23 protein-coding genes and 2 pseudogenes are annotated in these 26564 nt (G+C 69.0%); 15 read left to right on the top strand and 10 right to left on the bottom strand.

What is annotated here, in order from left to right; all coding sequences use genetic code 11:
* The first annotated feature begins 12 nt into the window (after positions 1 to 12).
* Both pth and ASD47_RS15750 read left to right on the top strand, forming a co-directional pair.
* A complete protein-coding gene (gene pth / locus ASD47_RS15755) occupies positions 13 to 633 on the top strand; it encodes an aminoacyl-tRNA hydrolase (protein ID WP_056759054.1) in 621 nt (206 codons plus the stop codon).
* A gap of 75 nt (positions 634 to 708) precedes the next feature.
* Positions 709 to 1446 (top strand): hypothetical protein, encoded by a 738-nt coding sequence (locus ASD47_RS15750; protein WP_162251656.1) that lies wholly within the window; start codon positions 709 to 711, stop codon positions 1444 to 1446.
* Positions 1447 to 1496: 50 nt separating this feature from the next.
* On the opposite strand, the gene ASD47_RS15745 is transcribed toward ASD47_RS15750, so the two are convergent.
* Positions 1497 to 1856: a phage holin family protein gene (locus ASD47_RS15745; RefSeq protein ID WP_056758515.1), complete on the bottom strand. Its 360-nt coding sequence runs from the start codon at positions 1854 to 1856 to the stop codon at positions 1497 to 1499.
* A 290-nt stretch (positions 1857 to 2146) separates the two neighbouring features.
* Here ASD47_RS15745 and rpoH point away from each other — a divergent pair, with 290 nt between their 5' ends.
* The gene (gene rpoH, locus ASD47_RS15740; RefSeq protein ID WP_056758512.1) at positions 2147 to 3034 is read left to right on the top strand and encodes an RNA polymerase sigma factor RpoH; all 888 of its coding nucleotides are present in this window, start codon (positions 2147 to 2149) and stop codon (positions 3032 to 3034) included.
* A 150-nt stretch (positions 3035 to 3184) separates the two neighbouring features.
* Positions 3185 to 3886 carry an alpha/beta fold hydrolase gene (locus ASD47_RS15735; protein WP_056758509.1) on the top strand — a complete coding sequence of 234 codons (702 nt, stop codon included), beginning with the start codon at positions 3185 to 3187 and terminating at the stop codon, positions 3884 to 3886.
* Between the two features lie 114 nt (positions 3887 to 4000).
* Here the strand turns inward: ASD47_RS15735 and ASD47_RS15730 are convergent, their stop codons facing one another.
* Complete coding sequence (locus tag ASD47_RS15730) at positions 4001 to 5104, bottom strand: phytase (RefSeq protein WP_082564640.1); 1104 nt, start codon at positions 5102 to 5104, stop codon at positions 4001 to 4003.
* A gap of 98 nt (positions 5105 to 5202) precedes the next feature.
* Here ASD47_RS15730 and ASD47_RS15725 point away from each other — a divergent pair, with 98 nt between their 5' ends.
* Positions 5203 to 7500 carry a TonB-dependent siderophore receptor gene (locus ASD47_RS15725; RefSeq protein WP_056758506.1) on the top strand — a complete coding sequence of 766 codons (2298 nt, stop codon included), beginning with the start codon at positions 5203 to 5205 and terminating at the stop codon, positions 7498 to 7500.
* Between the two features lie 78 nt (positions 7501 to 7578).
* Here ASD47_RS15725 and ASD47_RS15720 read toward each other — a convergent pair whose 3' ends face one another.
* The 5 genes from ASD47_RS15720 to ASD47_RS15700 form a co-directional block, all read right to left on the bottom strand.
* Entirely contained in the window at positions 7579 to 8373 is a 795-nt protein-coding gene (locus ASD47_RS15720; protein ID WP_156402265.1) for a response regulator, read from the bottom strand.
* 98 nt (positions 8374 to 8471) lie between these two features.
* Positions 8472 to 9596: a hypothetical protein gene (locus ASD47_RS15715; RefSeq protein ID WP_056758503.1), complete on the bottom strand. Its 1125-nt coding sequence runs from the start codon at positions 9594 to 9596 to the stop codon at positions 8472 to 8474.
* Positions 9597 to 9675: 79 nt separating this feature from the next.
* Positions 9676 to 11403 carry an ATP-binding protein gene (locus ASD47_RS15710; RefSeq protein WP_056758501.1) on the bottom strand — a complete coding sequence of 576 codons (1728 nt, stop codon included), beginning with the start codon at positions 11401 to 11403 and terminating at the stop codon, positions 9676 to 9678.
* Positions 11404 to 11541: 138 nt separating this feature from the next.
* Complete coding sequence (locus ASD47_RS15705) at positions 11542 to 12828, bottom strand: adenylosuccinate synthase (protein WP_056758496.1); 1287 nt, start codon at positions 12826 to 12828, stop codon at positions 11542 to 11544.
* 122 nt (positions 12829 to 12950) lie between these two features.
* Positions 12951 to 13559: an acyloxyacyl hydrolase gene (locus tag ASD47_RS15700; protein ID WP_056758493.1), complete on the bottom strand. Its 609-nt coding sequence runs from the start codon at positions 13557 to 13559 to the stop codon at positions 12951 to 12953.
* Positions 13560 to 13658: 99 nt separating this feature from the next.
* Here ASD47_RS15700 and ASD47_RS15695 point away from each other — a divergent pair, with 99 nt between their 5' ends.
* Positions 13659 to 14636, top strand: a complete 978-nt coding sequence (locus ASD47_RS15695) for a threonine/serine dehydratase (protein ID WP_056758490.1) — start codon at positions 13659 to 13661, stop codon at positions 14634 to 14636.
* A 155-nt stretch (positions 14637 to 14791) separates the two neighbouring features.
* Here the strand turns inward: ASD47_RS15695 and ASD47_RS15690 are convergent, their stop codons facing one another.
* Positions 14792 to 15565 carry an exodeoxyribonuclease III gene (locus ASD47_RS15690; RefSeq protein WP_082564656.1) on the bottom strand — a complete coding sequence of 258 codons (774 nt, stop codon included), beginning with the start codon at positions 15563 to 15565 and terminating at the stop codon, positions 14792 to 14794.
* 122 nt (positions 15566 to 15687) lie between these two features.
* On the opposite strand from ASD47_RS15690, the gene ASD47_RS15685 reads away from it, so the two are divergent.
* From ASD47_RS15685 to ASD47_RS15675, 3 genes and pseudogenes are all read left to right on the top strand, one after another.
* The gene (locus ASD47_RS15685; RefSeq protein ID WP_056758481.1) at positions 15688 to 17343 is read left to right on the top strand and encodes a M28 family metallopeptidase; all 1656 of its coding nucleotides are present in this window, start codon (positions 15688 to 15690) and stop codon (positions 17341 to 17343) included.
* Between the two features lie 131 nt (positions 17344 to 17474).
* Complete coding sequence (locus tag ASD47_RS15680; protein WP_056758479.1) at positions 17475 to 18863, top strand: L-serine ammonia-lyase; 1389 nt, start codon at positions 17475 to 17477, stop codon at positions 18861 to 18863.
* A 165-nt stretch (positions 18864 to 19028) separates the two neighbouring features.
* A pseudogene (locus ASD47_RS15675) lies at positions 19029 to 19785 on the top strand (DUF72 domain-containing protein).
* A gap of 258 nt (positions 19786 to 20043) precedes the next feature.
* Here the strand turns inward: ASD47_RS15675 and ASD47_RS15670 are convergent.
* A complete protein-coding gene (locus tag ASD47_RS15670) occupies positions 20044 to 21057 on the bottom strand; it encodes an NAD-dependent epimerase/dehydratase family protein (protein WP_056758473.1) in 1014 nt (337 codons plus the stop codon).
* Positions 21058 to 21148: 91 nt separating this feature from the next.
* Between ASD47_RS15670 and ASD47_RS15665 the strand changes: the two genes are divergently transcribed.
* From ASD47_RS15665 to ASD47_RS15650, 4 genes are all read left to right on the top strand, one after another.
* Positions 21149 to 22042: a LysR family transcriptional regulator gene (locus ASD47_RS15665; RefSeq protein ID WP_056758470.1), complete on the top strand. Its 894-nt coding sequence runs from the start codon at positions 21149 to 21151 to the stop codon at positions 22040 to 22042.
* A gap of 98 nt (positions 22043 to 22140) precedes the next feature.
* Positions 22141 to 22680: a hypothetical protein gene (locus tag ASD47_RS15660; protein ID WP_056759048.1), complete on the top strand. Its 540-nt coding sequence runs from the start codon at positions 22141 to 22143 to the stop codon at positions 22678 to 22680.
* Between the two features lie 35 nt (positions 22681 to 22715).
* Positions 22716 to 23036 (top strand): hypothetical protein, encoded by a 321-nt coding sequence (locus tag ASD47_RS15655; protein ID WP_056758467.1) that lies wholly within the window; start codon positions 22716 to 22718, stop codon positions 23034 to 23036.
* 80 nt (positions 23037 to 23116) lie between these two features.
* Positions 23117 to 24511, top strand: coding sequence for an NAD(P)/FAD-dependent oxidoreductase (locus ASD47_RS15650; RefSeq protein ID WP_056758464.1), 1395 nt, complete (start codon positions 23117 to 23119; stop codon positions 24509 to 24511).
* A 4-nt stretch (positions 24512 to 24515) separates the two neighbouring features.
* On the opposite strand, the pseudogene ASD47_RS27670 reads toward ASD47_RS15650, so the two are convergent.
* A pseudogene (locus tag ASD47_RS27670) lies at positions 24516 to 24656 on the bottom strand (hypothetical protein); the annotation flags it as partial.
* A gap of 61 nt (positions 24657 to 24717) precedes the next feature.
* Between ASD47_RS27670 and ASD47_RS15645 the strand changes: the two are divergent.
* Complete coding sequence (locus ASD47_RS15645) at positions 24718 to 25359, top strand: TetR/AcrR family transcriptional regulator (RefSeq protein WP_056758460.1); 642 nt, start codon at positions 24718 to 24720, stop codon at positions 25357 to 25359.
* 125 nt (positions 25360 to 25484) lie between these two features.
* Positions 25485 to 26531 carry an alpha/beta hydrolase gene (locus tag ASD47_RS15640; RefSeq protein ID WP_056758456.1) on the top strand — a complete coding sequence of 349 codons (1047 nt, stop codon included), beginning with the start codon at positions 25485 to 25487 and terminating at the stop codon, positions 26529 to 26531.
* The last annotated feature ends 33 nt before the right edge of the window (positions 26532 to 26564 follow it).

Raw genomic sequence — 26564 nt, 5'->3', positions numbered from 1 at the left:
AAGCCGATGTCCATGCTGATCCTCGCCGGCCTCGGCAATCCCGAGCCGAAATACGAGAAGAACCGGCACAATGTCGGGTTCATGGCGGTGGACGCCCTGGCCCGCAAATGGGGCACGGCGCCGTGGCGCTCGCGCTTCCAGGGGCTGGCCTGCGAGGGCCAGGTCTCGACGCCGAACGGCCCCGTCAAACTGCTGCTGCTCAAGCCGAAGACCTTCTACAACGAGAGCGGCCGGGCCGTGGGCGAGGCGATGAAGTTCTTCAAGCTGGCGCCCAGCGACGTGATCGTCTTCCACGACGAGATCGACATGGCGCCCGGCCGTTTCCGGATGAAGGCCGGCGGCGGGGCGGCGGGCAACAACGGCGTGCGCTCGATCACCAGCCAGATCGGCGACGCCTTCCGCCGCGGCCGGATCGGCGTGGGCCATCCGGGCCACAAGGACGCGGTCATGCACTATGTGCTGGGCGACTTCCACAAGGTCGAGCACCAGTGGCTGGACCCGATGCTGGACGCCCTGACCGACGCCCTGCCCTTCGCGGCGGCCGGCGACGACGAGCGCTATCAGGCCGAGGTGCTGCGCCTGGCCCCCGCGCCCAAGGCCGATCCCAAGAAGGCGGCGCGCCAGGCCGAATAGTCGCTCTGAACGCGCCAAAGATTGACCTTCGCGCGCCGCCGGGACAAAGACCCAAGGTAGCGCTTGGAGTCTCCTATGCTACCCCTGATCGGTCCGTCCCTGATCTTCTCGATCATCCTGTGCGTCCACGTCGTGCGTACGCATCAGCAGATGTACTGGCTGTGGATCATCCTGGCGTTCCCCTATGTCGGCGGGCTGGTCTATCTGCTGGCGGTCGTGGCGCCGGAGTTCTTCGGCGGGGCCAAGGCGCGCCAGGTCGGCCAGGCGGCGCGCGACATCCTTGATCCGCAGCGCGAATACCGCGCGGCGACCCAGGCCGTCGACGACGCGCCGACCGTGGCCAACCGCGCCCGCCTGGCCTCGGCCGCGGCGGGCCTGGGCAGGCACGCCGAGGCCGAGCGCCTGTACGCCGAAGCCCTGCAGGGCATGTACGCCGACGATCCGCAGCTGCTGCTGGGACGGGCCAACGCCCTGATCGAGCTGGATCGCGCCGCCGAGGCGTTGCCGCTGCTGGAGGGCTTGAGCGCCCAGTCGCCGGCCGCGCGCACGCCGAACGTGGCCCTGGCCATGGGCCGCGCCTATCACGCCCTGGGCCGCCACGCCGAGGCCGACACCGCCCTGCGCTGGGCGGCGGCGCATCTGCCGGGCTTCGAGGGCATGGCCCGCTACGCGGTGTTCCTGGCCCAGACGGGCCGCAAGGACGAGGCGCGCGACGCCCTGGCCGAGATCGACAAGCGGCTGGCCAAGACCCATTCGCACTTCCGCAAGGAAGCCCGCGGCTGGCGCGACCTGGCGGCGGCGGCGATGGGGTGATCCTTAACGGTCGTCATCCTCGGACTTGTTCCGAGGATGACAGGCGAGGCTCAGCTGCGCTCGCGACCGTCACCGACCACCAGGTGGCCCAGCCAGCTGACCACGCCGACCACCACCGAGCCGAAGATCCCGGCCCACAGGCCGTCGACGGCGAAGCCCCGCAGCAGCCAGCCGACCAGGCCCAGCATCGCGGCGTTCACGACCAGCAGGAACAGGCCCAGGGTCACCACCGTGGCCGGCAGGGTGAGCATCACGACCACCGGCCGGACGACGGCGTTGACCACGCCCAGCAGCACCGCGGCGACCAGCAGGCTGGTCCAGCCGCCGGGCGCCCGGATTCCGGGGACGATCCTGGACGCCAGCCACAGGCCGAGGGCGGCGATCAGCGCGCGGACGATGAAGCGGATCACGGCAGGTCTCCCAGGGGTCAAGCACGACCATTAGAGGCGCGCCGCGCCCCTGGGACAAGCCCGTCCTCGTTCTGGAGGTGACGTCGCGTCCGCCTGACATTTTTGGCTTGAACTTTTGAGAATGAACGTTCATTCTCACTTCCGAAGCGCCAATACCCGACTCCGGGCGTCGGACATTACAAATACGTTATCGACCTTACCTTAGCCGCAACGCATTCCTATCTGACCCATTCCGGTGGGGATGAAGGCGCGCGATTGACGGGCGGATCCGCACCAAGGGGATAGTTTTTATGGCCGTGAATTCTCTATCGGTGATGTCGCCGGACGGCGGCCTGTCGCGTTATCTCACCGAAATCCGCAAGTTCCCGATGCTGGCCAAGGACGAGGAGTTCATGCTCGCCCAGCGCTGGAAAGAGCATCAGGACAGCGAAGCCGCCCACAAGATGGTCACCAGCCACCTGCGTCTGGTGGCCAAGATCGCCATGGGCTATCGCGGCTATGGCCTGCCAATCGGCGAAGTCATCTCCGAGGGCAACGTCGGCCTGATGCAGGCCGTCAAGAAGTTCGAGCCCGACAAGGGCTTCCGCCTGGCCACCTACGCCATGTGGTGGATCCGCGCCTCGATCCAGGAATACATCCTGCGCTCGTGGTCGCTGGTGAAGATGGGGACGACCGCCGCGCAGAAGAAGCTGTTCTTCAACCTGCGCAAGGCCAAGAGCCAGATCGAGGCGTTCCAGGACGGCGATCTGCGTCCCGAGCAGGTCAGCGCCATCGCCACCAAGCTGGGCGTGCTGGACAGCGAGGTCATCTCGATGAACCGCCGCCTGGGCGGTCCGGACGCCTCGCTGAACGCGCCGCTGCGCGCCGACGGCGAAAGCGAGTGGCAGGACTGGCTGGCCGACGACGACCAGGTTTCGCAGGAGACCGTGGTCGCCGAGAACCAGGAAAAGTCGCTGCGGATGAGCCTGCTCGAGGAGGCTATGGTTGAACTCACCGACCGTGAGCGCCACATCCTCACCGAGCGGCGCCTGAAGGACGACCCGACCACCCTGGAAGACCTGGCCGCGCAATACGGCGTCAGCCGCGAACGCGTCCGCCAGATCGAGGTCCGGGCGTTCGAGAAGCTGCAGAAGTCGATGCGCGAAGCCGCCATCGCCAAGAACATGGTCGAAGCCTGAGAAGGCCTGGACCTGAAGGCTAGATGCTCCCCCTCTGGGGGAGCTGTCGGCGAAGCCGACTGAGGGGGCTTTGCGGCGTCGGCCGCGCCGCCCCCTCCGGCCCTTTGGGCCACCTCCCCCAAAGGGGGAGGATCGTCGTATAGGATCGCCATGACCGATCCCCTTCCCCAACTGATCCTCCTGCCCGGCCTGCTGAACGACGCCGAGCTCTGGCGCGACCAGGTCACGGGCCTGGCCGACGTCGCCCGCTGCCAGGTCGCCGACCTGACGCATGGCGAAAGCCTGCGCGACCTGGCCGAGCAGGTGCTGGCCGAGGCCGCGCCGACCTTCGCCCTGGCCGGCTTCTCGATGGGCGGCTACGTGGCCCAGGAGATCGCCCGGATCGCGCCCGAGCGGATCGAACGCCTGGCCCTGATCGACACCGCCATCCGCGCCGACACCCCCGAACGGGCCGCGCAGCGCCGCGCGGTCAACGCCGCGGCCAGCCACGAGGGCGCCTTCCTCGGCGTCGCCGATCGGCTGATGGCCAGCTATGTCGACGCCTCTCGGCTGGACGACAAGGACCTGACCGGCCGCATCCAGGCCATGACCCAGCGCCTGGGCCGCGAGGTGTTCCTGCGCCAGAACGGCCTGGCGCGCGAGGACGGCGCGGCCGCCTTGCGGGCCCTGCGCTGTCCGATCGTCATCATCTGCGGCGAGCACGACGCGATCACCCCGCTGGCCGGCCAGCACGAAATGGCCCACGCCATCGGCTGCTCGCACATGGTGATCATTCCCAACGCCGGCCACATGACGCCGATGGAAGCGCCCGAGGCGGTCAACGCCGCCCTGCGCCGCTGGCTGGCGCGCTAGAGCAAGCCGCGCAATATAGGAATCGCTCGGCTTGCTCTAGGTTTTTGTTTTCGCATCGCTTTTGCGGAAAACCGGAACCCACTTTTCCGCGCGATGCTCTAGGGACGCTGAGGCTCAGAGCCCCAGCGCCGCCTTCACCGCCCGCCAGTCCGCCAGCTTGAAGTTCTGCCGCACGCGCGCGGTGGACGGGGCCTCGCCGTCGACATCGACATCGTCCTGCATGACGACCAGTCCCTCGGCATAGGGTCCGACCGCCCCGCCCAGCGCCGCGACGCCGTCGGTGCCGGTCACGCCGTCGACGCCCTTGGCGGCCACCACCGAGAAGCGCCCGGCATAGGCCGGCTGGGCGCCGTCGACTCGCCAGACCGCGAAGGCGCTGTCGCCTTGGCTGGAGGCGATCAGCCAGGTCTTTTCGCCCTCGCGCAGCAAGGTCAGGCCCTCGACGTCGGGCTTCAGCATGATCGAGGGCGCGCCGGCCACCAGGACGCGCGCGGCGCCCTTGGCGGGGTCCAGGTCGTAGCGCCAGATCCCCTTGGCCTCCTCGCCGATATAGAGCACGCCCTTGGCGTCATCGACGACGCAGCCTTCGGTCTGGCTGCCGACCGCGAAGCGCTGCTCCTCGGTCGCCGCCGGCTTGCCGTCGGCCCCGACGGCGATGCGCAGCTGCCGCACCTGGCCGTCCGTGCCGTTGACGATGACGATGAAGCCGTCGCCGCGCCGGCCCATGCACAGGCCGTAGGGCTCGGCCAGATCCAGCGGCGCCAGGCCCCAGGGCTCGACCTTCAGGGTGGCCGGATCCATCAGGTAGAGCGCCGCGCCGATTCGGCCGCGATCGCTGGCGGCGACCAGCACGCGCTCGCCATTGGCCGTGGCCAATCCGCCACGCAGGTCGACATTGTTCAGCCTGCCGTCCGGGATGAAGCCGGTGACCGCGCCGCTCAGGTCGTAGGTGTAGAGACCCGCCTGCTTGTCGGTGCCGAAGATCACGACGCGCGAGGGATCCTTGGGGTCGACCCAGATCTCGGGGTCGTCGGCCGCATCCGCACGTTGCGTGGCCACGGATTGGGTCTCGCCCGCCGCCGGGACCGGGGTTCCGACGCCGACCAGGATCTTGCCGGAGTCCGACCGAGCCTCCGGATCGAACGCCGCGCAGCCCGCCAGCAGGATAGATATTCCCGCCACCGTCACAAAGTTGAAACAAAAGCGTCCAAGAAACATCACTAGCCCCAAGATCGAGGCGAATTTATGCCCCGCCGCGTGAAATCACGTGCGAACGGCCGCGTCAACGGCCGCGCCGGCGATCGGGGATACTGACGATGAAGAAGACCGCACTGTTCGCCTTGGCCGCCTTGGCGCCCTTGACCTTGGCCGCGACGGCCTCGACCGCCGCCTGGGCCGCCGAGGCCGATGCGCCGATCGCCACGGCGGCGGAGACGCCAGCCACGGCGTCCGAACTGGTGGTCCAGGCCCAGATCGCCTACCGCAACCGCACCGATCAGGCCGCGCCGGTCCTGAACTACGACCTCGACTATTTCCAGCGCTTCGAGCCGTTGACCGCCGGCGACGCCCTCAAGCGCGTGCCCAGCGTCGCCTTCCTGTCGGACGTGCTGGAATCGGACGGCGTGCGCCTGCGGGGCCTCGACCCCGCCTACACCCAGATCCTGATCAACGGCGAGAAGGTTCCAGGCGCCGGCTCGGGCTCAGGCGCGTTCGGCTCGGGCGCCGACTCGGCCTTCTTCGTCGACCGCATCCCGGCCGAGCTGATCGAGCGCATCGAGATCGTCCGCAGCGCCTCGGCCAACCGCAGCGGCGACGCGGTGGCCGGCGCCATCAACATCGTGCTGCGCGACGCCTACGCCCTGGACGGCGGCTTCGTCCGGGCCGGCGCCCTGATGTTCGACGACAGGCGCATCCGCGAGACCGTCGGCGGCGTCTGGGGCGGGCAGGTCGGCCCCGGCCGCCTGCTGGTTGGCGCCAACCTGCAGGGCCGCCGCAACCCCAAGAACAAACTCAGCCTGCGCTATGGCGAGCCGGGCGCGCCGATCGACAACAGCGAACTCCAGACGGATGTGCGCAACGGCACGGACTATTCGTTCAATACCAGCTACCAGACCCCGCTGGCCGGCGGGGACCTGGACCTGAGCGGCTTCTATGTCCACACCGACCGCTACCAGAACGAGGACTCGATCGAGTACAACAACGACATCCGCGACAACGCCCACCTGTCGACCCTGAACGACAACGACGTCGACATCGAGCAGGACAGCTACTCGGTCAACGGCAAGTACGGCCACGACATGTTCGGCGGCCAGACCAGCGTGAAACTGGGCTACGCCTCGTTCAAAGACAAGGAGACCGAGTTCGAGGACGAGACCGAATACCTGCGCGACGCCGCCCCCTATCCCGATGGCGACCGCATCACCCGCGACAAGTCCAGGACCGAGCTGGAGGACACCGAGTTCTCGGCCAAGCTGGAACACAAGCGCGACCTGACCGACGGCGTGCAACTGCAGTTCGGCCTTCAGTACGAGAAGAAGCAGCGCGACCTGCTGGTCACCGAGGTTCCGCGCAACCGCTACAGCCTGCCCAGCGCCAACCCGCCCGCCTTCAAGCCCTATGCGGTGGTCGACGGCGGCGACGCTTCGTTCGAGCAGACCCGCCTGGACCCCTATGTGATGCTGGACGGCAAGTCGGGCGCGCTGAAGTGGGAAGCCGGCCTGCGCTACGAGACCACCGACGTCACCCTGCGGGACCGCACGGTCCCCTCGACCACCGATACCGACTACAACGTCCTGCTGCCCTCGGCCTCGCTGCGCTACAACCTGACCACCGAGGATCAGGTCTATGTCTCGGGCGCGCGCACCATCCGCCGCCCCAGCTTCGACTACCTGTCGCCAGCCCTGCTGACCGCCGAGCTCGGCGACAACGACTTCATCGGCAATCCGCGACTGAAGCCGGAAACCGCCTGGGGCCTGGACGCCGGTTACGAGCGGCGGATGGGTAAGCAGGGCGTGGCCGGGGTCAACGTCTTCTACCGCAAGGTCAAGGACCTGATAGAGCTGACCAACACCGGCGACGAGGGTGACGAGGGCCCCGGCACGTTCGTCTATTCCGCCCGCAACACCGGCGACGGCAAGGTCTGGGGGATCGAGTTCGACCTGTCGACGCCGCTGACCGTGATCGGCCTGGAGAACACCGGCGTGTTCCTGAACTACTCGTGGCTCGACAGCGACGTGAACGACGAGTTCGGCTCGCGCAAGTTCAACAGCCAGTCGGACTACGTGCTCAACGTCGGCTTCATCCAGGACCTGCCGACCTGGGGCGCCTCGTTCGGCGCGACTTACCGCAAGCAGGGCGAAGCCTATAGCCGCGTGGTCGGCGAAGAGGTCACCACCACCTATGGCGGCGACCTGGAGATCTTCCTCGAAAAGCGAATCGGCAAGGATCTGACGATCCGCCTGACCGGCTCCAACCTGCTGGACGCCAACAAGAAGGAAAGCTTCAACAAGTTCACCACCATCGAGGATCAGAACGACCGCAACTTCGATGAGTACGAACTGGAGCGCGAGAACGCCGGTCCGGTCTTCCAGCTGATCGCCCGCCTGGCCTTCTAGGCAGGTTCGGGGGTCCAAAACGACGAAGGGCGGCGTCCGTGGACGCCGCCCTTTTTTCGTGACCGATGATCCGGAGTGTCAGGCCGCGCCGCGGTCGCCGCTGTCCTCGACCAGGAAGCCCATCAGGCCGTCGATGCGCTTGATCAGTTCGGCTCGCGCCATGCCGCCGGCCGTGCAGGCCTCCAAGGCGGCGGCGGCCTCGAACAGGCGGGCGTCCTTGATCGCCTCGCCGACCTTCTTGAGTTCGACCGCCTGGGCGGCCAGGGCGCGCCGGGCCTGGGCCGGGTCGCTGTCCAGCGCCTGGGCGGCCGATTTGACGATTCGCAGGGCCTGGGACAGGCGGGCGGCCGGCGCGCCGCTGGCGTCCGCCTTGCGCTTGCGCGGACCCTTGTATTCGGCCGAGTTGAAGCGGCGGCGGTCGGGCCCGACATATTGCACGGCCTCGACCCAGTCGCGGGGCTTCAGTGTCACCGCCTCGAGCCGGCGCTCCAGGTCCTTGATCGTGAACGGCTTGCGCATGAACTCGTGGATGCCCGCGTCCCGGGCTCCGAAGATTGCGTCGGCCGTGGCCTCGGCGGTGCACATGATGATCGGGTTCTCGCGGCAGGCCAGGTCGCTGCGGCGGATCTTGCGGGCCAGGGCCTGGCCGTCGCAGCCGCTGGAGGCGTGCTCGACGAACATCAGCATCGGGTCGACCGTGCGGGCCATGCCCCAGCCGGCCTCGGCCGAAACGGCATGAAAGATCTGGACATTGCCGACATGGCGCAGCTGGTCGGCCAGCAGGCGCACGGCCGCGGTGTTCGGGTCGACGATCAGCACGCGCTGCATCTTCGCCGCGATACGCTGCAAGGTGCGGATGTTGCTGTCGAACACGGGACCCGGAAGCTCCAGAAAATCACTTGCCCGCAGACTAGCCGGGCGATGGTAAAAATCCGCTTAGTCTTCGCTCCTTGCGACAGAAAGTCCCGGATTCAGGCCGCCAAGCTGACGCTTAGGCCCGCGTCGAAGTCCTGCAGGAGGTCGATCGCGTCCTCGATGTCGGCGACCAGCGGCATGCCGGCCGGGAACCGGTAGCGCCAGAAGCTGGCGATGTGGGCGATCACCCCGACCTTCTCGCCCAGCGACAGGAACATGTCGGGCGCGCGCAGCAGGAACGCGCGGAACGCCTGGGGCCTGCCATTGTCGATCAGGTCGTTGAAGGCCCGGTCATAGACGTCCAGGGCCCGCATGATCGCCCGGCGCTCCAGCAATATGCCGCGCCGCAGGCGCTTGCGGGTGTCGTCCAGGAAGCGCTGGGTCCCGGCGTCGCGGTTGCCGGTGATCGTCAGCCGGGCGATCTCGCCGCCGACGGTGTCCAGCTCGGTCCACAGCCGGGTCAGCATCCACTTGTAATAGAGAAAGCCCTTCCAGCTGAAGACCCCCTCCTTGAAGCTCTCGCCGTCCATGATCAGCGTCTCGCGCAGCGGCTCCAGCCGCTCGTCGACGTCGGTCGACAGCAGGGCCTCGACCAGGCGTGCAGCGTGCGCGCCCGGCACGGCCCGGCCGGCGTCGCGATAGGCCAGGTCGATCAGCAGCGAGATCTGGGCCGAGACGAAGCTCTGCATCTGCTCCATGTCGGCGGTCGACAGGGCGAAATAGGTGGAGGCCACCGAGAGGCCATGGCGACGCAGGTGCTCGCGCAGCAGGAACGGGTCCAGGGACGGCAGCTGGTCGATCAGGCGCAGGGTGGCCAGGTCGCGCGCCATGTCGGTGTGTTCGTTGCAGGCCTCGCGCAACAGATCGACCCAGCCGCGCTGCCCCACGAAGAACGACTGGCCGCCCAGGCCCAGGTCGCTGCGCTCGAACGGGATGATGATCTTGGTGGCGTTGGGCCGGATCTCGTCGAACAGGAAGATGTCGTCGGCGCGCAGGCGATGCTTGACCACCAGGGCGGTGTTGAGGATGCGGTTGCGGAACAGCGGCGCCTCGCCGTGTTCGGGCCGGTGGCCGCTGCGGGCCTCGATGGCCACCAGGTTGAGCACCCGGCTGGTCGAGGCCTCGCGATCCAGCGCCCGCAGGCTGCGCGTCAGGCGATCCGCCTTGTTGGCGGACTTCATCAGGCGACGCGCAACGGCCAAGGGCGGCGAACCTCCGTTAGGATCCGGCCGTCATAAACCTTGGCCTGCTAAGCAATCGCTAATCCGCGACAAGCTTGACCGGCGCAGGCTTGGCCAGCGCGGGCGCGCGCCGCCAGGCGATGGCCTGGATCAGGCCGGCGGGCTGGATCGGCTTGGGGTGGGCGTCGTCGAAGCCGAGGCCGATCAGGCGCTCGACCTCGCCGGACATTGCATCGGCGGTCAGGGCCACGACCGGCATGTCGCGACGCCCGCCCTCGCCGTTCCGCAGGCGCCGCAGGGCCTCGACGCCGTCCATGACCGGCATGTGGACGTCCATCAGCACGACGTCAAAATCCTCGACCCGCAGCCGCGCCAGGGCTTCGCGACCATCGCCGGCCGTGGCGACCAGCACGCCGACCGCCTCCAGGATCGCCCGGGCGACGGCCTGGTTGGCCAGGTTGTCGTCGACCACCAGCACACGCGCGCCGGCCACGTCCAGCGCGACATCCGGGGCCGCCTCGGGCGCCGGCGCTTCGGCCGTCGCCAGGCCCAGGACGACGGTAAAGGTCGAGCCTTCGCCTGGCCGGCTGACCATGCCGACCCGGCCGCCCATCATCCCGGCCAGTTCGCGGCAGATCGACAGCCCCAGGCCGGTGCCGCCGAACCTGCGGGCGATCGACCGGTCGCCCTGGACGAAGGGGGTGAACAGCTTGGCCTGCTGCTCGGACGTCATGCCGACGCCGGTGTCGGACACCGTGATCTCGACGCCTCCGGCGGCGTGAGGCGCGATGGCGATGTCGACCCGGCCGTCCTGGGTGAACTTCAGCGCGTTGGACACCAGGTTCAGCAGGATCTGGCGCACGCGGATCGGATCGCCCGACAGCCAGCGCGGCGTGTCCGGCGCGATCTGCAGCGACAGCGCCAGGCCCTTGGCGCGAGCGGTCTCCCGCCACACCCTCTGGAGCTGGCGCCCCAGGACCCGGATCTCGAACGGCGCGGCTTCCAGCTCCAGCTTGCCGGCCTCGATCTTCGACAGGTCGAGAATGTCGTTGAGGATCGCCATCAGCCCGTCGCCCGACTCGACGATGATCTCCAGATAGTCGGCCTGGCGGGCGTCGAGCTTGGTCGAGCCCAGGGCGTGGGCCATGCCCAGCACCCCGTTCATCGGCGTCCGCAGTTCGTGGCTCATCATCGCCAGGAACGCCGACTTGGCGCGGCTGGCCTCCTGGGCCTCCACCTGGGCCCGCTCCAGAGCCAGTGCGTTGGCGCGCAGCAGGCGGGCCGCGTCGACCAGATAGCCGCCCAGGCCCAGCAGGGCCAGGGACGAGGCCAGAATCTCCATCCACAGCGGCTTGCCGACCGAGAACGGCATCGCCGCCAGGGCGATCACCGGCGGCGGCAGCAGGGAGACGGTCGCCGAGCGGCTGAGGGCGGCGTATTTCAGGCTTTCGACGATCAGACCCAGCAGGGTCAGCAGGGCCGCGAACTTCATGATCGGCGGGCCATGCTGCCAGGCCAGCAAAGCGCTCACGGACCAGACGCTGCTGAAGATCAGGGCCGGCGCCAGTCTGGCCGCCAGAGGAAGCGGCCTCTCGGCCCGTCCATCGAGGCCGTGCAGCAACCGCACCAGCCACAGCTCCAGGCCCAGGTTCGTCGCCACCCACGCCAGGGCGGGCGGCGGACCGAAGATGGCGGCCAGGAAGCCCGCCATCACCACCATGGCGATCAGGCGGCTGTTGCGCCCCCGCCGGCTCATGGCGAGGCTGTCGCTGTCGCGGCCGTCGTCGAGAAAGTCGCGCAGCCTCAATCGCCGCCCCTTCGCGCCTGAATTCGCGCGAAGCTTGGCCGAACAAGGTTCACAAGCGTTTACCGTGCGGCCGGTTGTCGCGGCCTTCTCGCCGCCGTCCGGACGCCCTGTCGAGCGCCCGGACGGCGGGAAGCGTGATTAGCCCTGGAACGGGTCGCGCATCAGGATCGTGTCGTCGCGCTCGGGGCTGGTGGACAGCAGGGCCACCGGGGCCCCGATCAGTTCCTCGACGCGGCGCACGTACTTGATGGCGTTGGCGTTGAGGTCCTTGAACGAGCGCGCGCCGGCGGTGCTTTCGCTCCAGCCTTCCAGCTCCTCGTAGATCGGCTGGGCGGCCTTCTGGTCGCGCATGCCGGCCGGCAGGTAGTCGACGACCTTGTCGCCGATCCTGTAGCCGACGCAGATCTTCAGGGTCTTCAGGCCGTCCAGCACGTCCAGCTTGGTCAGGGCCACGCCGTGGATGCCGTTGATGGCCACCGACTGGCGGACCAGCACCGCGTCGAACCAGCCGCAGCGGCGGGCCCGGCCGGTGTTGACCCCGACCTCGCGACCGACGGTCGACAGGTGCTTGCCGACCTCGTCATCCAGCTCGGCGGCGAACGGGCCTTCGCCCACGCGGGTGGTGTAGGCCTTGACGATGCCCAGCACATAGCCGGTCGCCGACGGGCCCATGCCGCTGCCCGCCGAGGCCTGGCCGGCCACGGTGTTGGACGAGGTGACGAACGGATAGGTGCCGTGGTCGACGTCCAGCAGCGCGCCCTGCGCGCCTTCGAACAGGATCTTGCGGCCGTCCTTATAGGCCTTGTCCAGCAGGCGCCAGGCCGGCTGGGCGTAGGCCAGGATGCGCGGGGCCAGGGCCATCAGGGCGTCGAACAGCTCGGCCGCGTCGGTCTCCGGCAATCCAAGCCCCCGGCGCAACGCGCCGTGGTGGGCCAGGAGCCGCTCGATCTTCGGCTTCAGGGCTTCCGGATCGGCCAGGTCCGCGACGCGGATGGCGCGGCGGCCGACCTTGTCCTCGTAGGCCGGGCCGATGCCGCGGCCGGTGGTGCCGATCTTCTGGGTCGAGGCGGCCTCGCGGGCCTGGTCCAGGTCCTTGTGCAGCGGCAGGATCAGGCAGGCGTTGTCGGCCAGCACCAGCAGCTCGGGCGTGATCGCCACCCCCTGCTCGGCGATCTTGTCGATCTCGGTCAGCAGGTGCCACGGATCGACCACCACGCCGTTGCCGATGACCGACAGCTTGCCCTGCACGACCCCCGACGGCAGCAGGGCCAGCTTGTAGACCTTGCCGTCGACCACCAGGGTGTGGCCGGCGTTGTGCCCGCCCTGGAACCGCACCACGACATCGGCCCGGTTGCTGAGCCAGTCGACGATCTTGCCCTTGCCCTCGTCGCCCCACTGGGCGCCGACAACGGTCACATTGGCCATGTTCAGATATGCCTTATCACCTGCCGAAAGGCGCCCGCGGCCCTTCGACAGGACTCGGCGGCGGACGTTTCATCTCTTGTGATCGGCGTGACGGCCTCACCCTTGAAGGGAGGCCGCCCGGTTCAGAACTTGTAGACCAGCCGGACCCCGGCGTCGTCAAGCCCCTGGTTCTTGCCCTGGTGGAAGATCTGGCCGTTCGACAGGTGAGTGTAGCTGAGCTCGGCCGACCAGCTGTCGTTGATGTCGTAGCCCAGGGCCAGTTCCGGCTCGAACAGCACCTTCGAGCCGAAGTCGATGCGGTGATAATAGAGGTAGGTGCGGCGAGCGCGTTCCTCGTCGCTGATGTTCGGGGCGTTGGCCGGCGGCAGCTGGGTTTCGCCGTCCGTATAGGCCAGGCCCATCCCCGGACGCAGGTAGAAGCCGCCCGGCTGGCCCAGCTCGATCCGCCAGTCGAAGCCGGCGGCCACGAAGTTGGAGGTGTTCTCGCTGTTGATCGAGACCATCGCGTGGACCTGGGGCTTGCCCAGCCAGCGCAGGCTTTCGATCCGGTTCGTGCGATAGCCCAGATGGACGTCGACGCCGTCCTCGCGGCCCGCGGCGCCCAGGCCGACGGCGTCGCCGATGAAGGTGACGTCGTGCTTGTAGACGCCGACGAAGGCTTCGCCGGCCAGGGCGGGCGCGGCGACGGCCACGGCGGCGCAGGCCGCGGCGGCGAACAGGGCTTTTTTCACGGTATATTCCCCAGCGGTCTTGTTGGTCCTCTTATGGCTTGAACGGCGCCGCTGGCAAAGGGTTTCGGCGCCGCTTGCGGGACGATAGACCTGGAGTCCATGACTATCGCCCTTTCCGACATCCAAGCCGCCGCCGCCCGCCTGGAAGGCCAGGCCGTCCGTACCCCGCTGATCGAGAGCCCGGCGCTGAATCAGCGGCTCGGCGGCCGGGTGCTGATCAAGCCGGAAACCCTGCAGCGGGCCGGGGCCTTCAAGTTCCGCGGCGCCTATAACCGCCTGTCCCAGCTGACCGACGACGAGCGCCGGCGCGGGGTGGTGGCCTTCTCGTCGGGCAACCACGCCCAGGGCGTGGCCCTGGCGGCCCAGCTGCTGGATTGCCTGGCCCTGATCGTCATGCCGTCCGACTCGCCGGCGGTGAAGGTCGAGGGTACGCGCGGCTTCGGGGCCGAAATCCGCTTCTACGACCGCTTCACCGAGGACCGCGTCGCCATCGCCGACCAGATCGCCGCCGAGCGCGGCTGCGTGGTCGTGCCGTCCTATGACGACCCGCACATCATCGCGGGCCAGGGCACGGTCGGGCTGGAGATCGTCGAACAGGCCCGGGCGCTGGGCGTCGAACTGGACAAGGTGCTGAGCCCGGTCGGGGGCGGCGGGCTGATCGCCGGCGTCTCGACGGCGGTCAAGGCGCTGTCGCCGGCCGCCGAGGTCTGGGGCGCCGAGCCGGTCGGCTTCGACGAGACCCGCCGCTCCCTGGCCTCCGGCAAGCGGGAGACCGTCGACCCGGACGCCCGCTCGATCTGCGACGCCCTGCTGACCCCGATCCCCGGCGACCTGACCTGGCCGATCAACAGCAAGACCCTGACGGGGATCGTCGCGGTCACCGACGCCGAGGTCACCGAGGCCATGCGCTACGCCTTCTCGGTGCTGAAGCTGGTGGTCGAGCCCGGCGGCTGCGTGGCCCTGGCGGCGGCCTTGGCCGGCAAGATCGACCTGAACGGCGCGAGCGCGGCCATCGTCTGCTCGGGCGGCAATGTGGATCCGGGACTGTTCGCTCGGGTGTTGAACGGCGAGCTTTAAAAGAACCGACCCGAACTCAGCGCGTGGTCCTCGTCCTTCGACAAGCTCAGGATGAGGACCATTGACAGGATGGGACCATTGATAAGCCCGAGCGCCCGAAAAACCTCATCCTGAGCTTGTCGAAGGACGAGGTTTTCGCCCCGGATCGATCCGGCCTAGAGATCCAGCTCCACCCACACCGGCGCGTGGTCGCTGGCGTTCTCCTCGCCACGCGCCCAGCGGTCGACGCCGGCGTCGACCAGCCGCTCGGCCAGGTCGGGCGTCAGCAGCAGATGGTCCAGACGCAACCCCTTGTCGTTGGGCCAGCGGTTGCGCAGATAGGCCCAGAACGTCCATAGCGGTCCGTCCGGATGAACGGTCCGCAAGGCGTCGGCCCAGCCTTGGTCGAGCAGGGCGCGGTAGGCGGCGCGGACCTCGGGCTGCAGCAGGGCGTCGTCCTGCCAGCGGTGCGGCTGGTAGATGTCGGCCTCGGTCGGCGCGACGTTGTAGTCGCCGGCCAGCACGACCGGCGCGCCCGACGCGCGAAGGTCGGCGGCATGGGCGATCAGCCGCGCGAACCAAGTCAGCTTGTAGTCGAACTTGGGTCCTGGCCGGGGATTGCCGTTGGGCAGGTAGAGCGAGGCGACAAGCACCCCGTCCACCGCCGCCTCGATGTAGCGAGCCTGGCTGTCGCCGCGATCCCCAGGCAGGGCTGTGCGGGTGACCACCGGCTCGGCGCCGCGCGCCAGGATCGCCACGCCGTTCCAGGTGCGCTGGCCTCGCCACACCGCATGATAATCCATCTGCGCCAGCGGCTCGGCGGGAAACCAGCCCTGCTCGGCCTTCAGCTCCTGCAGGCAAACCACGTCGGGCTCGGCCTCGGCCAGCCACGAGACCAGGTTGTCCAGTCGTTTGACGACGTTGTTGATGTTGAACGTGGCGATCTTCACGGGGTCCAAACGCGGCGGAACGCGGGTCGGTCCATCCGGCCTTCACGCTGAAGTCGGAGGATGACGGGCGCGGCGCCGGCGGCTAGGGTCCGCGCCAAGATCTGCTCCAAAAGAGAGACTCGATGAAACGCCTGCTGCTCGCGACCGCCCTGATCGCCGCTCCCATGCTCGCGCACGCCGCGGATGCGCCCAAGATCGACCCCGCCAGGCTGTCGGCCCACATCAAGGTGCTGTCGTCCGACGATTTCGAAGGCCGCGGCCCGGCCACCGCCGGCGAGACCAAGTCGGTGGACTATATCGTCGGCCAGATGAAGGCGATCGGCCTGGAGCCGGCGGGCGACCCGAAGGCGGACGGAAGCCGCGCCTGGACCCAGGACGTGCCCTTGGCCAAGTTCGACATCAAGGGCCCGGTCACCGCCCAGTTCACGATCGGCGGCAAGGCCGTCCCCCTGGCGCAGGGCGAGCAGATCGCCATCCGCGCGGCCATGACCAATGTCGACCAAGTCGCCATCAAGGACGCCCCGATCGTCTTCGTCGGCTACGGCGTCAAGGCGCCCGAGCGCAATTGGGACGACTTCAAGGGCCTGGACCTGAAGGGCAAGATCCTGGTCGTGCTGATCAACGATCCCGACTTCGAGACGGGGTCCGGCGACTTCGGCGGCAAGGCCATGACCTATTACGGCCGCTGGACCTACAAGTTCGAGGAAGCCGCCCGCCAGGGCGCGGCCGGCGTGCTGATCGTCCACGAGACCGCCCCGGCCTCGTACGGCTGGGCCACGGTCAAGAACTCCAACACCAACACCATGTTCGACATCGTCCGCAAAGAGCCGGCCAAGAGCCACCCGGCCCTGGAATCCTGGATCCAGCGCGACGTGGCCGTCGACCTGTTCAAGGCCGCCGGCCTGGACTTCGACACGCTGAAGACCCAGGCCCGGAGCCGCGACTTCAGGCCGGTGGAGCTGAAGGGCGCGACCTTCTCCGCCAGCTACGCCGTCGACCACGCGGTGATCGTCTCCAAGAACATCGCCGGCCGGATCAAGGGAACGGCCCGCCCCGACGAGACGGTGATCTACAGCGCCCACTGGGACCACCTGGGCGTCGGCCAGCCGGACGCCAAGGGCGACCGGATCTACAACGGCGCGATCGACAACGCCGACGGCATCGCCGCCATCCTGGAGCTGGCCCGCGCGTTCAAGAGCCAGCCGGCCCCGCAGCGCTCGATCCTGTTCCTGGCCGTCACCGCCGAAGAACGCGGCCTGCTGGGCTCGGAATACTATGCGGCCAACCCGCTGTTCCCGCTGTCCAAGACCGTCGGCGACCTGAACATCGACGCCCTGTCGGCCGCCGGTCCGGCCAAGGACATCACGACCTCGGGCGACGGCAAGGTCGACCTGCAGGACCTGCTGGTCGCCAAGGCCAAGGCCCACGGCCGCTACTTCACGCCCGACCCGTCGCCCCAGGCCGGCCACTTCTACCGCTCGGACCACTTCCCGTTCGCCAAGCGCGGCGTGCCGGCCATCTCGGTCGGCTCGGGCGAGGACCTGGTCCAGGGCGGCAAGGAAGCCGGCCAGAAGACCGAGGAGGACTACACCGCCAATCGCTACCACCAGCCGGCCGACGAGTGGCGCGCCGACTGGGACCTGACGGGCCAGGCCCAGGACATCGGCCTGTTCTACGAGATCGGCGCCGACCTCGCCAATTCGAAGACCTGGCCGCAATGGCAGGCGGGCTCGGAGTTCAAGGCGCTGCGGGACCAGACCAAAGCCGACCGGAAGTAGCTCGCGGCGCGAAAACCCTCGTCCTTCGATAGGCTCAGGATGAGGGTTTCGACTGCAAGTTTCCGTAGCCTTCCAGCGTTAGAAGCAGCCCTCATCCTGAGCTTGTCGAAGGACGAGGGCGGATCACAAGCATGACAGCCTCCGTCTTCGACCTGTTCAAGCTGGGCGTCGGCCCGTCGAGCAGCCACACCATGGGGCCGATGACGGCCGCGGGGCTGTTCGTCGGCCGGCTGCGCGACGCCGGCAGGCTGGCCGACGTCGCCCGGGTCGAGACGCGGCTCTACGCCTCCCTGGCCCTGACCGGCCGCGGCCACGCCACCGACCGCGCGGTGATCCTGGGCCTGATGGGCTTTCTGCCGGCGGAGCTCGACCCCGACGCCGGCGAGGCGGCCCTGCTGGAGGCCAAGGCGACCCAGTCGCTGAAGCTGGGCGGCTTGGTCGATATCGCCTTCGACGAGGCGCGCGACATCGTCTGGGCCGGCCATGAACGCCTGCCCCAGCATCCCAACGGCCTGACCTTCACGGCCTACGACGCCGCCGGCGCCGTGTTGGCCGAGCGCACCTATTTCTCGATCGGCGGCGGCTTCGTGCGCGACGAGAGCGAGATGGGCCGCAACACCCCGCCGGACGAGGGTCCGCGGGTCCCCCACCCGTTCGAGAGCGGCGCCGACCTGCTGCAGCGCGCCGCCGACGCCGGCCTGTCGATCGCCGGGGTGATGGGCGCCAACGAGCTGGCGCGGATGGAGCCGGCCGAGCTCGACGCGGGCCTCGACCGCATCTTCCAGGCCATGGAGGCCTGCATCGACCGCGGCATGCGCGAGACCGGGACCCTGCCCGGCGGCCTGGCCGTCAAGCGTCGGGCCCGCCAGATCCACCAGACCATCCAGGGCCGGATGGAGCGCCAGATCAGCGACCCGCTGGCGGCCATGGACTTCGTCAACCTGTGGGCCATGGCGGTCAACGAGGAGAACGCCGCCGGCGGCCGGGTGGTCACCGCCCCGACCAACGGCGCGGCCGGCCTGATCCCGGCGGTGCTGCGCTTCTACCACCGCTTCCACCAGGGCACGCCGCAGGGGGTGCGGGTGTTCCTGCTGACGGCGGCGGCGATCGGCGCGCTCTACAAGCGCAACGCCTCGATCAGCGGGGCCGAGGTCGGCTGCCAGGGCGAGGTGGGCGTGGCCTGCTCGATGGCTGCGGCCGGGCTGTGCGCGGCGCTGGGCGGCACCAACGACCAGATCGAGAACGCCGCCGAGATCGGCATGGAGCACAATCTGGGCCTGACCTGCGACCCGATCGGCGGCCTGGTCCAGATCCCCTGCATCGAGCGCAACGCCATGGGGGCCATCAAGGCCATCGACGCCGCCCGTCTGGCCCTGCTGGGCGATGGTCAGCACTCGGTGTCGCTGGACAAGGTGATCGCCACCATGAAGCGCACCGGCGAGGACATGAGCGAGATCTACAAGGAAACTTCGCTCGGTGGGCTGGCGGTGGGGCTGTCGGTGAACCGGGTGGAGTGCTGAGGGGGCGGAAAACCCCCTCAGTCGCTTCGTGACAGCTCCCCCAGAGGGGGAGCATCTCGCGCGAACCAGATCCTCCCCTCTGGGGGAGGTGGCCCGGAGGGCCGGAGGGGGCTTGCGGACGACCGAACCTCCCCATACCTTGCCGCAAGAACAGGAAGGGAACACGTGCATGCCCGGGACCATTCGCGCCGGCATCGGCGGCTGGACGTACGAGCCCTGGCGGGGCGGCCCCTTCTATCCCGACGATCTCAAGCAGAAGGACGAGCTGAAGTACGCCAGCCGGCACGTCACCAGCATCGAGATCAACGGCACCTACTATTCCACCTTCAAGCCCAACAGCTGGCAGAAGTGGCGCGACGAGACGCCCGACGACTTCGTGTTCTCGGTCAAGGCCAGCCGCTACTGCACCAATCGCAAGGTGCTGTCGGAGAACAACGACTCGATGGACAAGTTCCTGGCCCAGGGGCTGGAGGAGCTGGGTCCGAAGCTCGGCCCCATCAACTGGCAGTTCATGGCCACCAAGAAGTTCGACCCGGTCGATTTCGAGGGCTTCCTGAAGCTGCTGCCCAGGGAGATCGGCGGCCGGCCGGCCCGCCACGCCCTGGAGGTTCGCAGCCCGACCTTCGCCACCCAGCAGTTCTACGACCTGGCGGCCCAGTACGGCGCGGCCATCGTCTACGCGGTCGACGACGAGGAGCCGACCTGGCCCTGCATCGACGCGCCGACCGCCGACTTCACCTATGCGCGGCTGATGTCCAGCAAGCCCGACGAGCCCACCGGCATGACCTCGGACGAACTGGACGGCATCGCCAAGCAGACGCGGGACTGGGCCAAGCGCGGCGACGTCTTCGCCTATTTCATCGCCGGGGCGAAGGTGCGCAACCCGGCCGCGGCCATGGCGCTGATCGAGAAGCTGAAATAGGGCCCACCGAAGAGGCTACCGCATTTACACAAGTTCAAAATCAACTTGTTGACGAGCAACTTGCGTCGCCGAGCAGACCCTTCCTTCTCCCCTTGCGGGAGAAGGTGGCCTCCGAAGGAGGTCGGATGAGGGGTCACACCGACCTGTCCACCGAACCCTTGAAGAATAGGCGGCAATCGCGCGTCGACCCCTCATCCGTCGGCTTCGCCGACACCTTCTCCCGCAAGGGGAGAAGGATACCGCGCGGCAAGAGCGACACTACCCTTCGAGAGGTGTGAATGCGGTAGCTTCCTCATGGCGAGGGCGGTCTAGACACCCCAGCCCCCGCAGGCTTGCCGCCACCGCTGCATCCAGTGGCGTGTGTGGAACCTCCCCCAGGAACGTCCGGAGCTTGCGGTCGTCCAGCACCAGCGGCTCGCGCCACAGGTAGCGCATCTCCGCCATCTCGCGGAACAGCGGCACGACGGGCGACAGGGCCATGACCAGCCACCAGGGAAAGCCCATGACCGGCAGCCGGGGCTGGTCCGTCACTCGCCGCACCGAAGCCGCCATCTCGCCCCAGGCCAGGTGGTGGCCGCCGAAGTGGAAGACCTCGAAGGCCGAGAGGCGATCGGCCTGGTCCAGCAGCCGGGCCATGGTCTCGGCCAGGTCCGGCAGATAGGCCCAGGCGTGGGCGACGCCCCGGGTGGAGGGCTCGGTCACCGACTTCAACGCCGCGCCCGGCTTGATCACCGCCTGGCCGAACCAGGTGTTGCCGGCGTGCGGGCCGAAGAAGTCACCGGCCCGGACGATCAGCACCGGCGCCCCCTCGGCCGAAGCCGCCTTCAGCCGCCGCTCCATCTCGACCCGGATCCTGCCCTTGCGCGTGGCCGGGGCCTGCGGCGCGGTCTCGTCGATCCGCGGGAAGGTCTCGACGCCGAAATTGTAGACCGTGCCCGGCAGCAGGATCCGCGCGCCCTCGGCCTTGGCGGCGGCGATGGTGCTGTCCAGCATTGGCAAGACCAGCTTGCCCCAGTTGCGGTAGCCGGGCGGGTTGGCGGCGTGGACGATCAACTGGACGCCCCGGGCGGCGCCGGCGACGTCGGCGGCGACCATGGCGTCGCCCTTGATCCAGTCGATTCCCGCCCCCTTTGCGGTTTTGGGGGCCGGCTGGGCGCGACGGGTCAGGGCGCGGACCGTCCAGCCATGGCGGAGCAGGGCCGAAGCGGCCTCGCCGCCGATGCCGCCGGTCGCGCCGATCACCAGGGCGGTGCGTTGCTGGGTCGTGGTCATGTCGCTCTCTCCATCGGTTGTGAGGACAAGATCGGCCACGACAGCCCAAACGAGAATTGACGAACCTTCTTGATTTGCCATGCATGAATGCATGAGCGAACCGGACTGGAGCCTGTACCGCGCCTTCCTGGCGGTGATGACCGAGGGCAGCCTGTCGGCCGCCGCCCGCGCCCTGGGCCTGACCCAGCCGACGCTGGGCCGCCAGGTCGCCGCGCTGGAGCAGGCCCTGGGCGTGGCCCTGTTCACCCGCTCGCCCCAGGGCCTGAAGCCCACCGACGCCGCCCTGGACCTGCAGCCGCACGCCCAGGCCATGGCCGGGGCGGCCAGCGCCCTGGTCCGCGCCGCGTCCGGCGCCGGCGACACCGCCCGCGGCGTGGTCCGTCTGACCGCCAGCGAGATCATCGGCGCCGAGGTGCTGCCGCCGATCCTGGCCGACTTCCGTCCCAAACATCCCGGCGTGGCCGTCGAGTTGTCGCTGGACAACCAGCAGCAGGACCTGCTGCGCGGCGCGGCCGACATCGCCGTGCGCATGGTCCGCCCGACCCAGGAGGCCCTGGTCGCCCGGCGGCTGGCCGACACCCACCTGGGGCTCTACGCCCATCGCCGCTATGTCGAGGCCGAGGGGGCCCCCGCCACCCTCGACGCCCTGCCCGACCATGCGGTGATCGGCTTCGACAAGGGCACGCCGTTCCTGCGCGGCCTGGTCCAGCGCGTGCCGCTGCCGCCCCACGGCTTCGCCTTCCGGGCCGACAGCGACCTGGCCCAGCTGGCCGCCGTGCGAGCGGGCTTCGGGATCGGCTTCATTCAGCACGGGGTGGCGCGCCGCGACCCCGACCTGATCCCGGTCTGCCCCGGCCAGATCGGCTTCGACCTGCCCGTCTGGCTGGTCATGCACGAGGACCTGCGCGCGACGTTGCGGATGCGGGCGATGTTCGACCACCTGGCCGAGGGGCTGGACGCGTTCCTGGCGACGTCGCAGCCGTGACTGGGGACAGGCGCAGGCGCCTGTCCCCAACGGGTCTGGAGCTCGAGCGCCGAATCAGGGCGCTTAGCCCGCTGGAGCGAGGCGGGGAAAATCAGATGATGAAAGTTTCGAGCGCGCTCGCGGCGCTGCTGTCGCTGGCGGCCGGATCGGCCCTGGCGCAGGACACGCCGACGGCCCAGTTGCCCGCCCAGGTCACGGCCCTGACCGGCTGCTGGCGGGGCTCGGGCGAGGTGATGGGCAAGCCCGTGACCCTGACCCTTTCCGCCAAGCCGATCGCCCTGGGCGCGATGTTCCTCATCGAGACGGAAAGCCAGGCCAAGGCCGACCCGGCCGACCGCTACGCCGCTCACCTGGTGATCGGGACCCACGCGGCCAAAGGCGGCGTTCCCGCGACCCTGACGAGCTATTGGGCCGACAGCTTCGGCGGCGACTACACCGCCACGGGCGCGGGCTCGGTGCGCGAGGACGGTTTCGAGATCGCCTATCCCTACCCGCCCTCCAGCTTCCTGAACCGCTGGACCGGGGCGGGCGACCGGCTGGCGTGGCGGATCACCGCCCGCGAGGGCGACAAGGACCAACCGTTCGCCCATTACGAGGCCACGCGCGTGGCCTGCTCCTCGACCGAAAAACGTGGTTAACCGAACCTCAACGGGGCGCGGCTAGACTTCTGCTCATGCGCCGCGCCCTCGCCTGCCTGCTGATCCTCGCCACCCTGGCCGGCTCCGCCACGGCCCAAACGGCCAAGCCGACGCGGGTCGTCCCCTCGACCGCGACTCGCGCCCCGGTCCAGGACGACACCCCGGCCCTGCCGCCGCCGCTGATCCCGCTGACCGGCGCCGCCCAGGCGCGCGACCCCGACCAGTGCCGCTCGTCCTGCAACCGCACCTACTTCTTCTGCCGGGCCAATGGCGACGACGACAGCTGCCCCACCCAGTGGATGCAGTGCAAGTCGCGCTGCACGGCCACCTATTCCCCGCGACCGCTCGGCAACTGAACGCGCCGACCCAAGGCGGTTTGACGGCTGGCATAACGCTGATACGTTCACCTGAACAACGATAAGTCAGGGAGGAGGCGATGACCTCCGCTACGCCATCCGCACGGCTTCCCAAGGCCTGCATCATCGGCGCGGGCTGCAGCGGCTTCACCACCGCCAGGCGGCTGAAGGACGCCGGCGTCCCCTATGACTGCTTCGAGGCCTCCGACGACATCGGCGGCAACTGGTACTACAAGAACCCCAACGGGCTGTCGGCCTGCTACGAAAGCCTGCACATCGACACCTCCAAGTGGCGACTGGCCTTCGAGGACTTCCCGGTCCCGGCCGACTGGCCCGACTTCCCGCACCACAGCCAGGTCCTGGCCTACTTCAAGGCCTATGTCGCCCATTTCGGCCTGCGCGAGACCATCACCTTCAACACCAAGGTGCTGCGCGCCGAGCGCAACGCGGACGGCCTGTGGTCGGTGAGCCTGTCGACCGGCGAGACCCGGCTCTACGACGTGCTGATCGTCGCCAACGGCCACCACTGGGACCCGCGCGTTCCGGACTATCCCGGAACCTTCGACGGCGTCGCCTTCCACGCCCACGCCTATAGCGACCCGTTCGACCCCGTCGACATGCGCGGCAAGACGGTCGTGGTGGTGGGCATGGGCAATTCGGCCATGGACATCGCCAGCGAGCTGGCTCAGCGCCCGATCGCCGGCAAGCTGATCGTCTCGGCCCGGCGCGGGGTCTGGGTCTTCCCCAAATATCTGAACGGCAAGCCGCTGGACAAGTCCGCCATGCCGCCGTGGATGCCGCGCGGGCTGGGCCTGAAGATCGTCCGCGCGCTGGTCCGCAAGCACCTGGGCCGGATGGAGGACTATGGCCTGCCCAGGCCCGATCACCAGCCGCTGGAGGCCCATCCCTCGGTCAGCGGCGAGTTCCTGACCCGGGCCGGCTGCGGCGACATCACCTTCAAGCCGGCGATCAAGGCGCTGGAGGGGCGCCAGGTCCGCTTCGCCGACGACAGCGTCGAAGCCGTCGACGTGATCGTCTTCGCCACCGGCTATAGGATCAGCTTCCCGTTCCTGGACGACCCGGCCCTGGTTCCCGACGCCGACCACCGCCTGCCGCTGTTCAAGCGGATGATGAAGCCCGGCGTGCCCGACCTCTTCTACATGGGCCTGGCCCAGGCCCTGCCGACCCTGGTCAATTTCGCCGAGCAGCAGTCCAAGCTGGTCGCCGCCTACCTGACCGGCCGCTACGCCTTGCCGACGATCGCCGAGATGCGGCGCATCACCGCCAAGGACGAGGAGCGCCACACCGGCCACTATTACGCCTCGGCCCGCCACACCATCCAGGTCGACTTCGGGGTCTATTGCGCCGACCTGAAGACGGAGATCGCGGCCGGCGAGAAGCGGGCGCGAGCGACGGGCGGCGCCCTGCCCGTGCCGGCCCGCGCGCCGGACGCCTTGCCACTGGCGGCGGAATGAGATGGCGCCTTGCGTCCTTCGAGGCCCGCTGCGCGGGCGCCTCAGGATGAGGAACTCTGTCGCTGAATCCCTCATCCTGAGGTGCGCGCCGAAGGCGAGCCTCGAAGGACGCACGGTCTCGCCGCGAGCTGGAGCTTGCTCCCACCGCGGAATGAGGCTGAAATCATGACGGGGCGTCATCTGCGCCTCGCCACGAGTCGCGTCCGATGTCGAACATCGCCTATTTCCCGGTCCGTCCGTCGCCGGAGGACAACCGCCCCGGCAAGCGCGAGCGCACCAAGGTGGCCAACCGCCAGGCGATCCTCGATGCGGCGCGGGCGGTGTTCGGCGAGCTGGGCTACGAGGCCGCCACGGTCCGCGACATCATCCGCCGCACCGGCTTGGCCTCCGGCACCTTCTACAACTACTACAAGTCCAAGGAGGAAGTGTTCGACGCCCTGGCCGACGACGGCGCGCGGCGCTTCCGGCCCATCCTGCGGACCGAGTTCGAGAAGGCGGTCGACTTCGAGAGCTTCCTGCGCGGCGCGATCCGCGCCTATTTCGAGTTCCTGGCCGCCGAGCACGAGAGCTGGCGGATCAACCGGCCGGCCGGCGAGGTCTTTCCCCACGCCCGCGCCACGCCCGAGATCCAGGCCGTGTTCGACGAGGTCCATGCGGCCTTCGCCAAGGTGCTGGAGCACGACAACGCCCCGGCCGTCGACCTGGACTACTTCGCCGCCGCCTGCATCGCCGTGGCCCGCGAGGTCGGCGACAAGATGCTGGAACGCCGGCCGGTCGACGTGGACGGCGCCGCCGACTTCGCCGTCCGGATGATCCTGGGCGGCCTGCCCGCCCTGCCGCGTCCGTGAAGACGGAGCCGAGATCCTCGTCCTTCGACAAGCTCAGGATGAGGATCTCTACTGAAACGCAATAGCCCTCATCCTGAGCTTGTCGAAGGACGAGGGCGGCCCAAGAAGTCGAAGAAAGAGCCCGAATGGCCGACCCCGCCGTCCAGAAGTTCATCCTCAAGGCGCTGATGTCGCTGCCCAGCCCGGTGCTGCGGGCGATGTCGGGCGGCGGGACGGTCTATCGCGGCGGACGGACCCTGGATCCGCGCTTCCAGTTCCTGGCCGCGGCGGCGGCCAAGATGCCGTCGATGACCACCCTGTCGCCGGACGAGGCCCGCGCCGCCAGCGCCAAGGGCCTGGCCGCCATGAGCGGTCCGGCCGAGCCCGGCGTGCGCAACGAGAGCCTGTCGATCGACGGCCAAGACGGCCCGATCCGGCTGCGCGCCTACCGTCCGGCCGACCAGGACGGCGGCGCTCCGCTGATCGTCTTCGCCCACTTCGGCGGCGGGGTGATCGGCGACCTGGAGACCTGCCACGCCTTCTGCGGGATCCTGGCCCGCATCGCCCGCACGGCGGTGCTGTCGGTCGACTATCGCCTGGCCCCCGACCACCGCTTCCCGGCCGGGTTGGACGACGTGCTGGCCGCCTTCCGCTGGGGCCGCGACAACGCCGCCCGCTTCGGGGCCCTGCCCGGGACGGCGGCGATCGGCGGCGACTCGATGGGCGGCAACTTCGCCGCCGTCATCGCCCAGGAGATGCAGCGCGCGGGCGAGGCCCAGCCGGCCCTGCAGCTGCTGATCTATCCCGCCGTCGACGTGGCCAGCGAGACGCCGTCGATGACGACCTATGCCGACGCCTATCCACTGAGCGGGCCGGTCATGGACTGGTTCATGGGCCACTATATCGGCGCCGACGCCGACCCGGCCGATCCGCGCCTGTCGCCCGACCGGACCGCCGACCTGTCGGGCCTGGCGCCGGCCGTGGTGGTCACCGCCGGCTTCGACCCGCTGGTCGACCAGGGCGAGGCCTACGCCAAGCGCCTGATCGCGGCGGGCGTGCCGACCACCTACCGCTGCTACGACAGCCTGGCCCATGGGTTCACGGCGTTCACCGGGGTGGTCCCGGCGGCGGATGCGGCCTGCCGGGAGATCGCGCGGCTGGTGCGGGCGGCGTTGGAGAGTTCGAAGCTCTAAGCTTTTAAATCCGCTCATCCCGGCGAATGCCGA

The organism is Caulobacter sp. Root1472, from assembly GCF_001426985.1.
In the GTDB taxonomy this organism is placed as follows: domain Bacteria; phylum Pseudomonadota; class Alphaproteobacteria; order Caulobacterales; family Caulobacteraceae; genus Caulobacter; species Caulobacter rhizosphaerae.
This window is presented reverse-complemented; position numbering and strand designations above follow the sequence as displayed.

Excerpts from the sequence above, each read along its gene's own strand:
- ASD47_RS15695 (WP_056758490.1), top strand. The coding sequence starts at position 13,659 with ATGACTATCGCCCTTTCCGACATCCAAGCCGCCGCCGCCCGCCTGGAA.
- ASD47_RS15735 (WP_056758509.1), top strand. The coding sequence starts at position 3,185 with ATGACCGATCCCCTTCCCCAACTGATCCTCCTGCCCGGCCTGCTGAAC.
- ASD47_RS15670 (WP_056758473.1), bottom strand. The coding sequence starts at position 21,057 with ATGACCACGACCCAGCAACGCACCGCCCTGGTGATCGGCGCGACCGGC.
- ASD47_RS15750 (WP_162251656.1), top strand. The coding sequence starts at position 709 with ATGCTACCCCTGATCGGTCCGTCCCTGATCTTCTCGATCATCCTGTGC.
- ASD47_RS15730 (WP_082564640.1), bottom strand. The coding sequence starts at position 5,104 with ATGTTTCTTGGACGCTTTTGTTTCAACTTTGTGACGGTGGCGGGAATA.
- ASD47_RS15650 (WP_056758464.1), top strand. The coding sequence starts at position 23,117 with ATGACCTCCGCTACGCCATCCGCACGGCTTCCCAAGGCCTGCATCATC.
- ASD47_RS15680 (WP_056758479.1), top strand. The coding sequence starts at position 17,475 with ATGACAGCCTCCGTCTTCGACCTGTTCAAGCTGGGCGTCGGCCCGTCG.
- rpoH (WP_056758512.1), top strand. The coding sequence starts at position 2,147 with ATGGCCGTGAATTCTCTATCGGTGATGTCGCCGGACGGCGGCCTGTCG.
- ASD47_RS15725 (WP_056758506.1), top strand. The coding sequence starts at position 5,203 with ATGAAGAAGACCGCACTGTTCGCCTTGGCCGCCTTGGCGCCCTTGACC.
- ASD47_RS15685 (WP_056758481.1), top strand. The coding sequence starts at position 15,688 with ATGAAACGCCTGCTGCTCGCGACCGCCCTGATCGCCGCTCCCATGCTC.
- ASD47_RS15660 (WP_056759048.1), top strand. The coding sequence starts at position 22,141 with ATGAAAGTTTCGAGCGCGCTCGCGGCGCTGCTGTCGCTGGCGGCCGGA.
- ASD47_RS15705 (WP_056758496.1), bottom strand. The coding sequence starts at position 12,828 with ATGGCCAATGTGACCGTTGTCGGCGCCCAGTGGGGCGACGAGGGCAAG.
- ASD47_RS15715 (WP_056758503.1), bottom strand. The coding sequence starts at position 9,596 with ATGAAGTCCGCCAACAAGGCGGATCGCCTGACGCGCAGCCTGCGGGCG.
- pth (WP_056759054.1), top strand. The coding sequence starts at position 13 with ATGCTGATCCTCGCCGGCCTCGGCAATCCCGAGCCGAAATACGAGAAG.
- ASD47_RS15655 (WP_056758467.1), top strand. The coding sequence starts at position 22,716 with ATGCGCCGCGCCCTCGCCTGCCTGCTGATCCTCGCCACCCTGGCCGGC.
- ASD47_RS15640 (WP_056758456.1), top strand. The coding sequence starts at position 25,485 with ATGGCCGACCCCGCCGTCCAGAAGTTCATCCTCAAGGCGCTGATGTCG.
- ASD47_RS15665 (WP_056758470.1), top strand. The coding sequence starts at position 21,149 with ATGAGCGAACCGGACTGGAGCCTGTACCGCGCCTTCCTGGCGGTGATG.
- ASD47_RS15645 (WP_056758460.1), top strand. The coding sequence starts at position 24,718 with ATGTCGAACATCGCCTATTTCCCGGTCCGTCCGTCGCCGGAGGACAAC.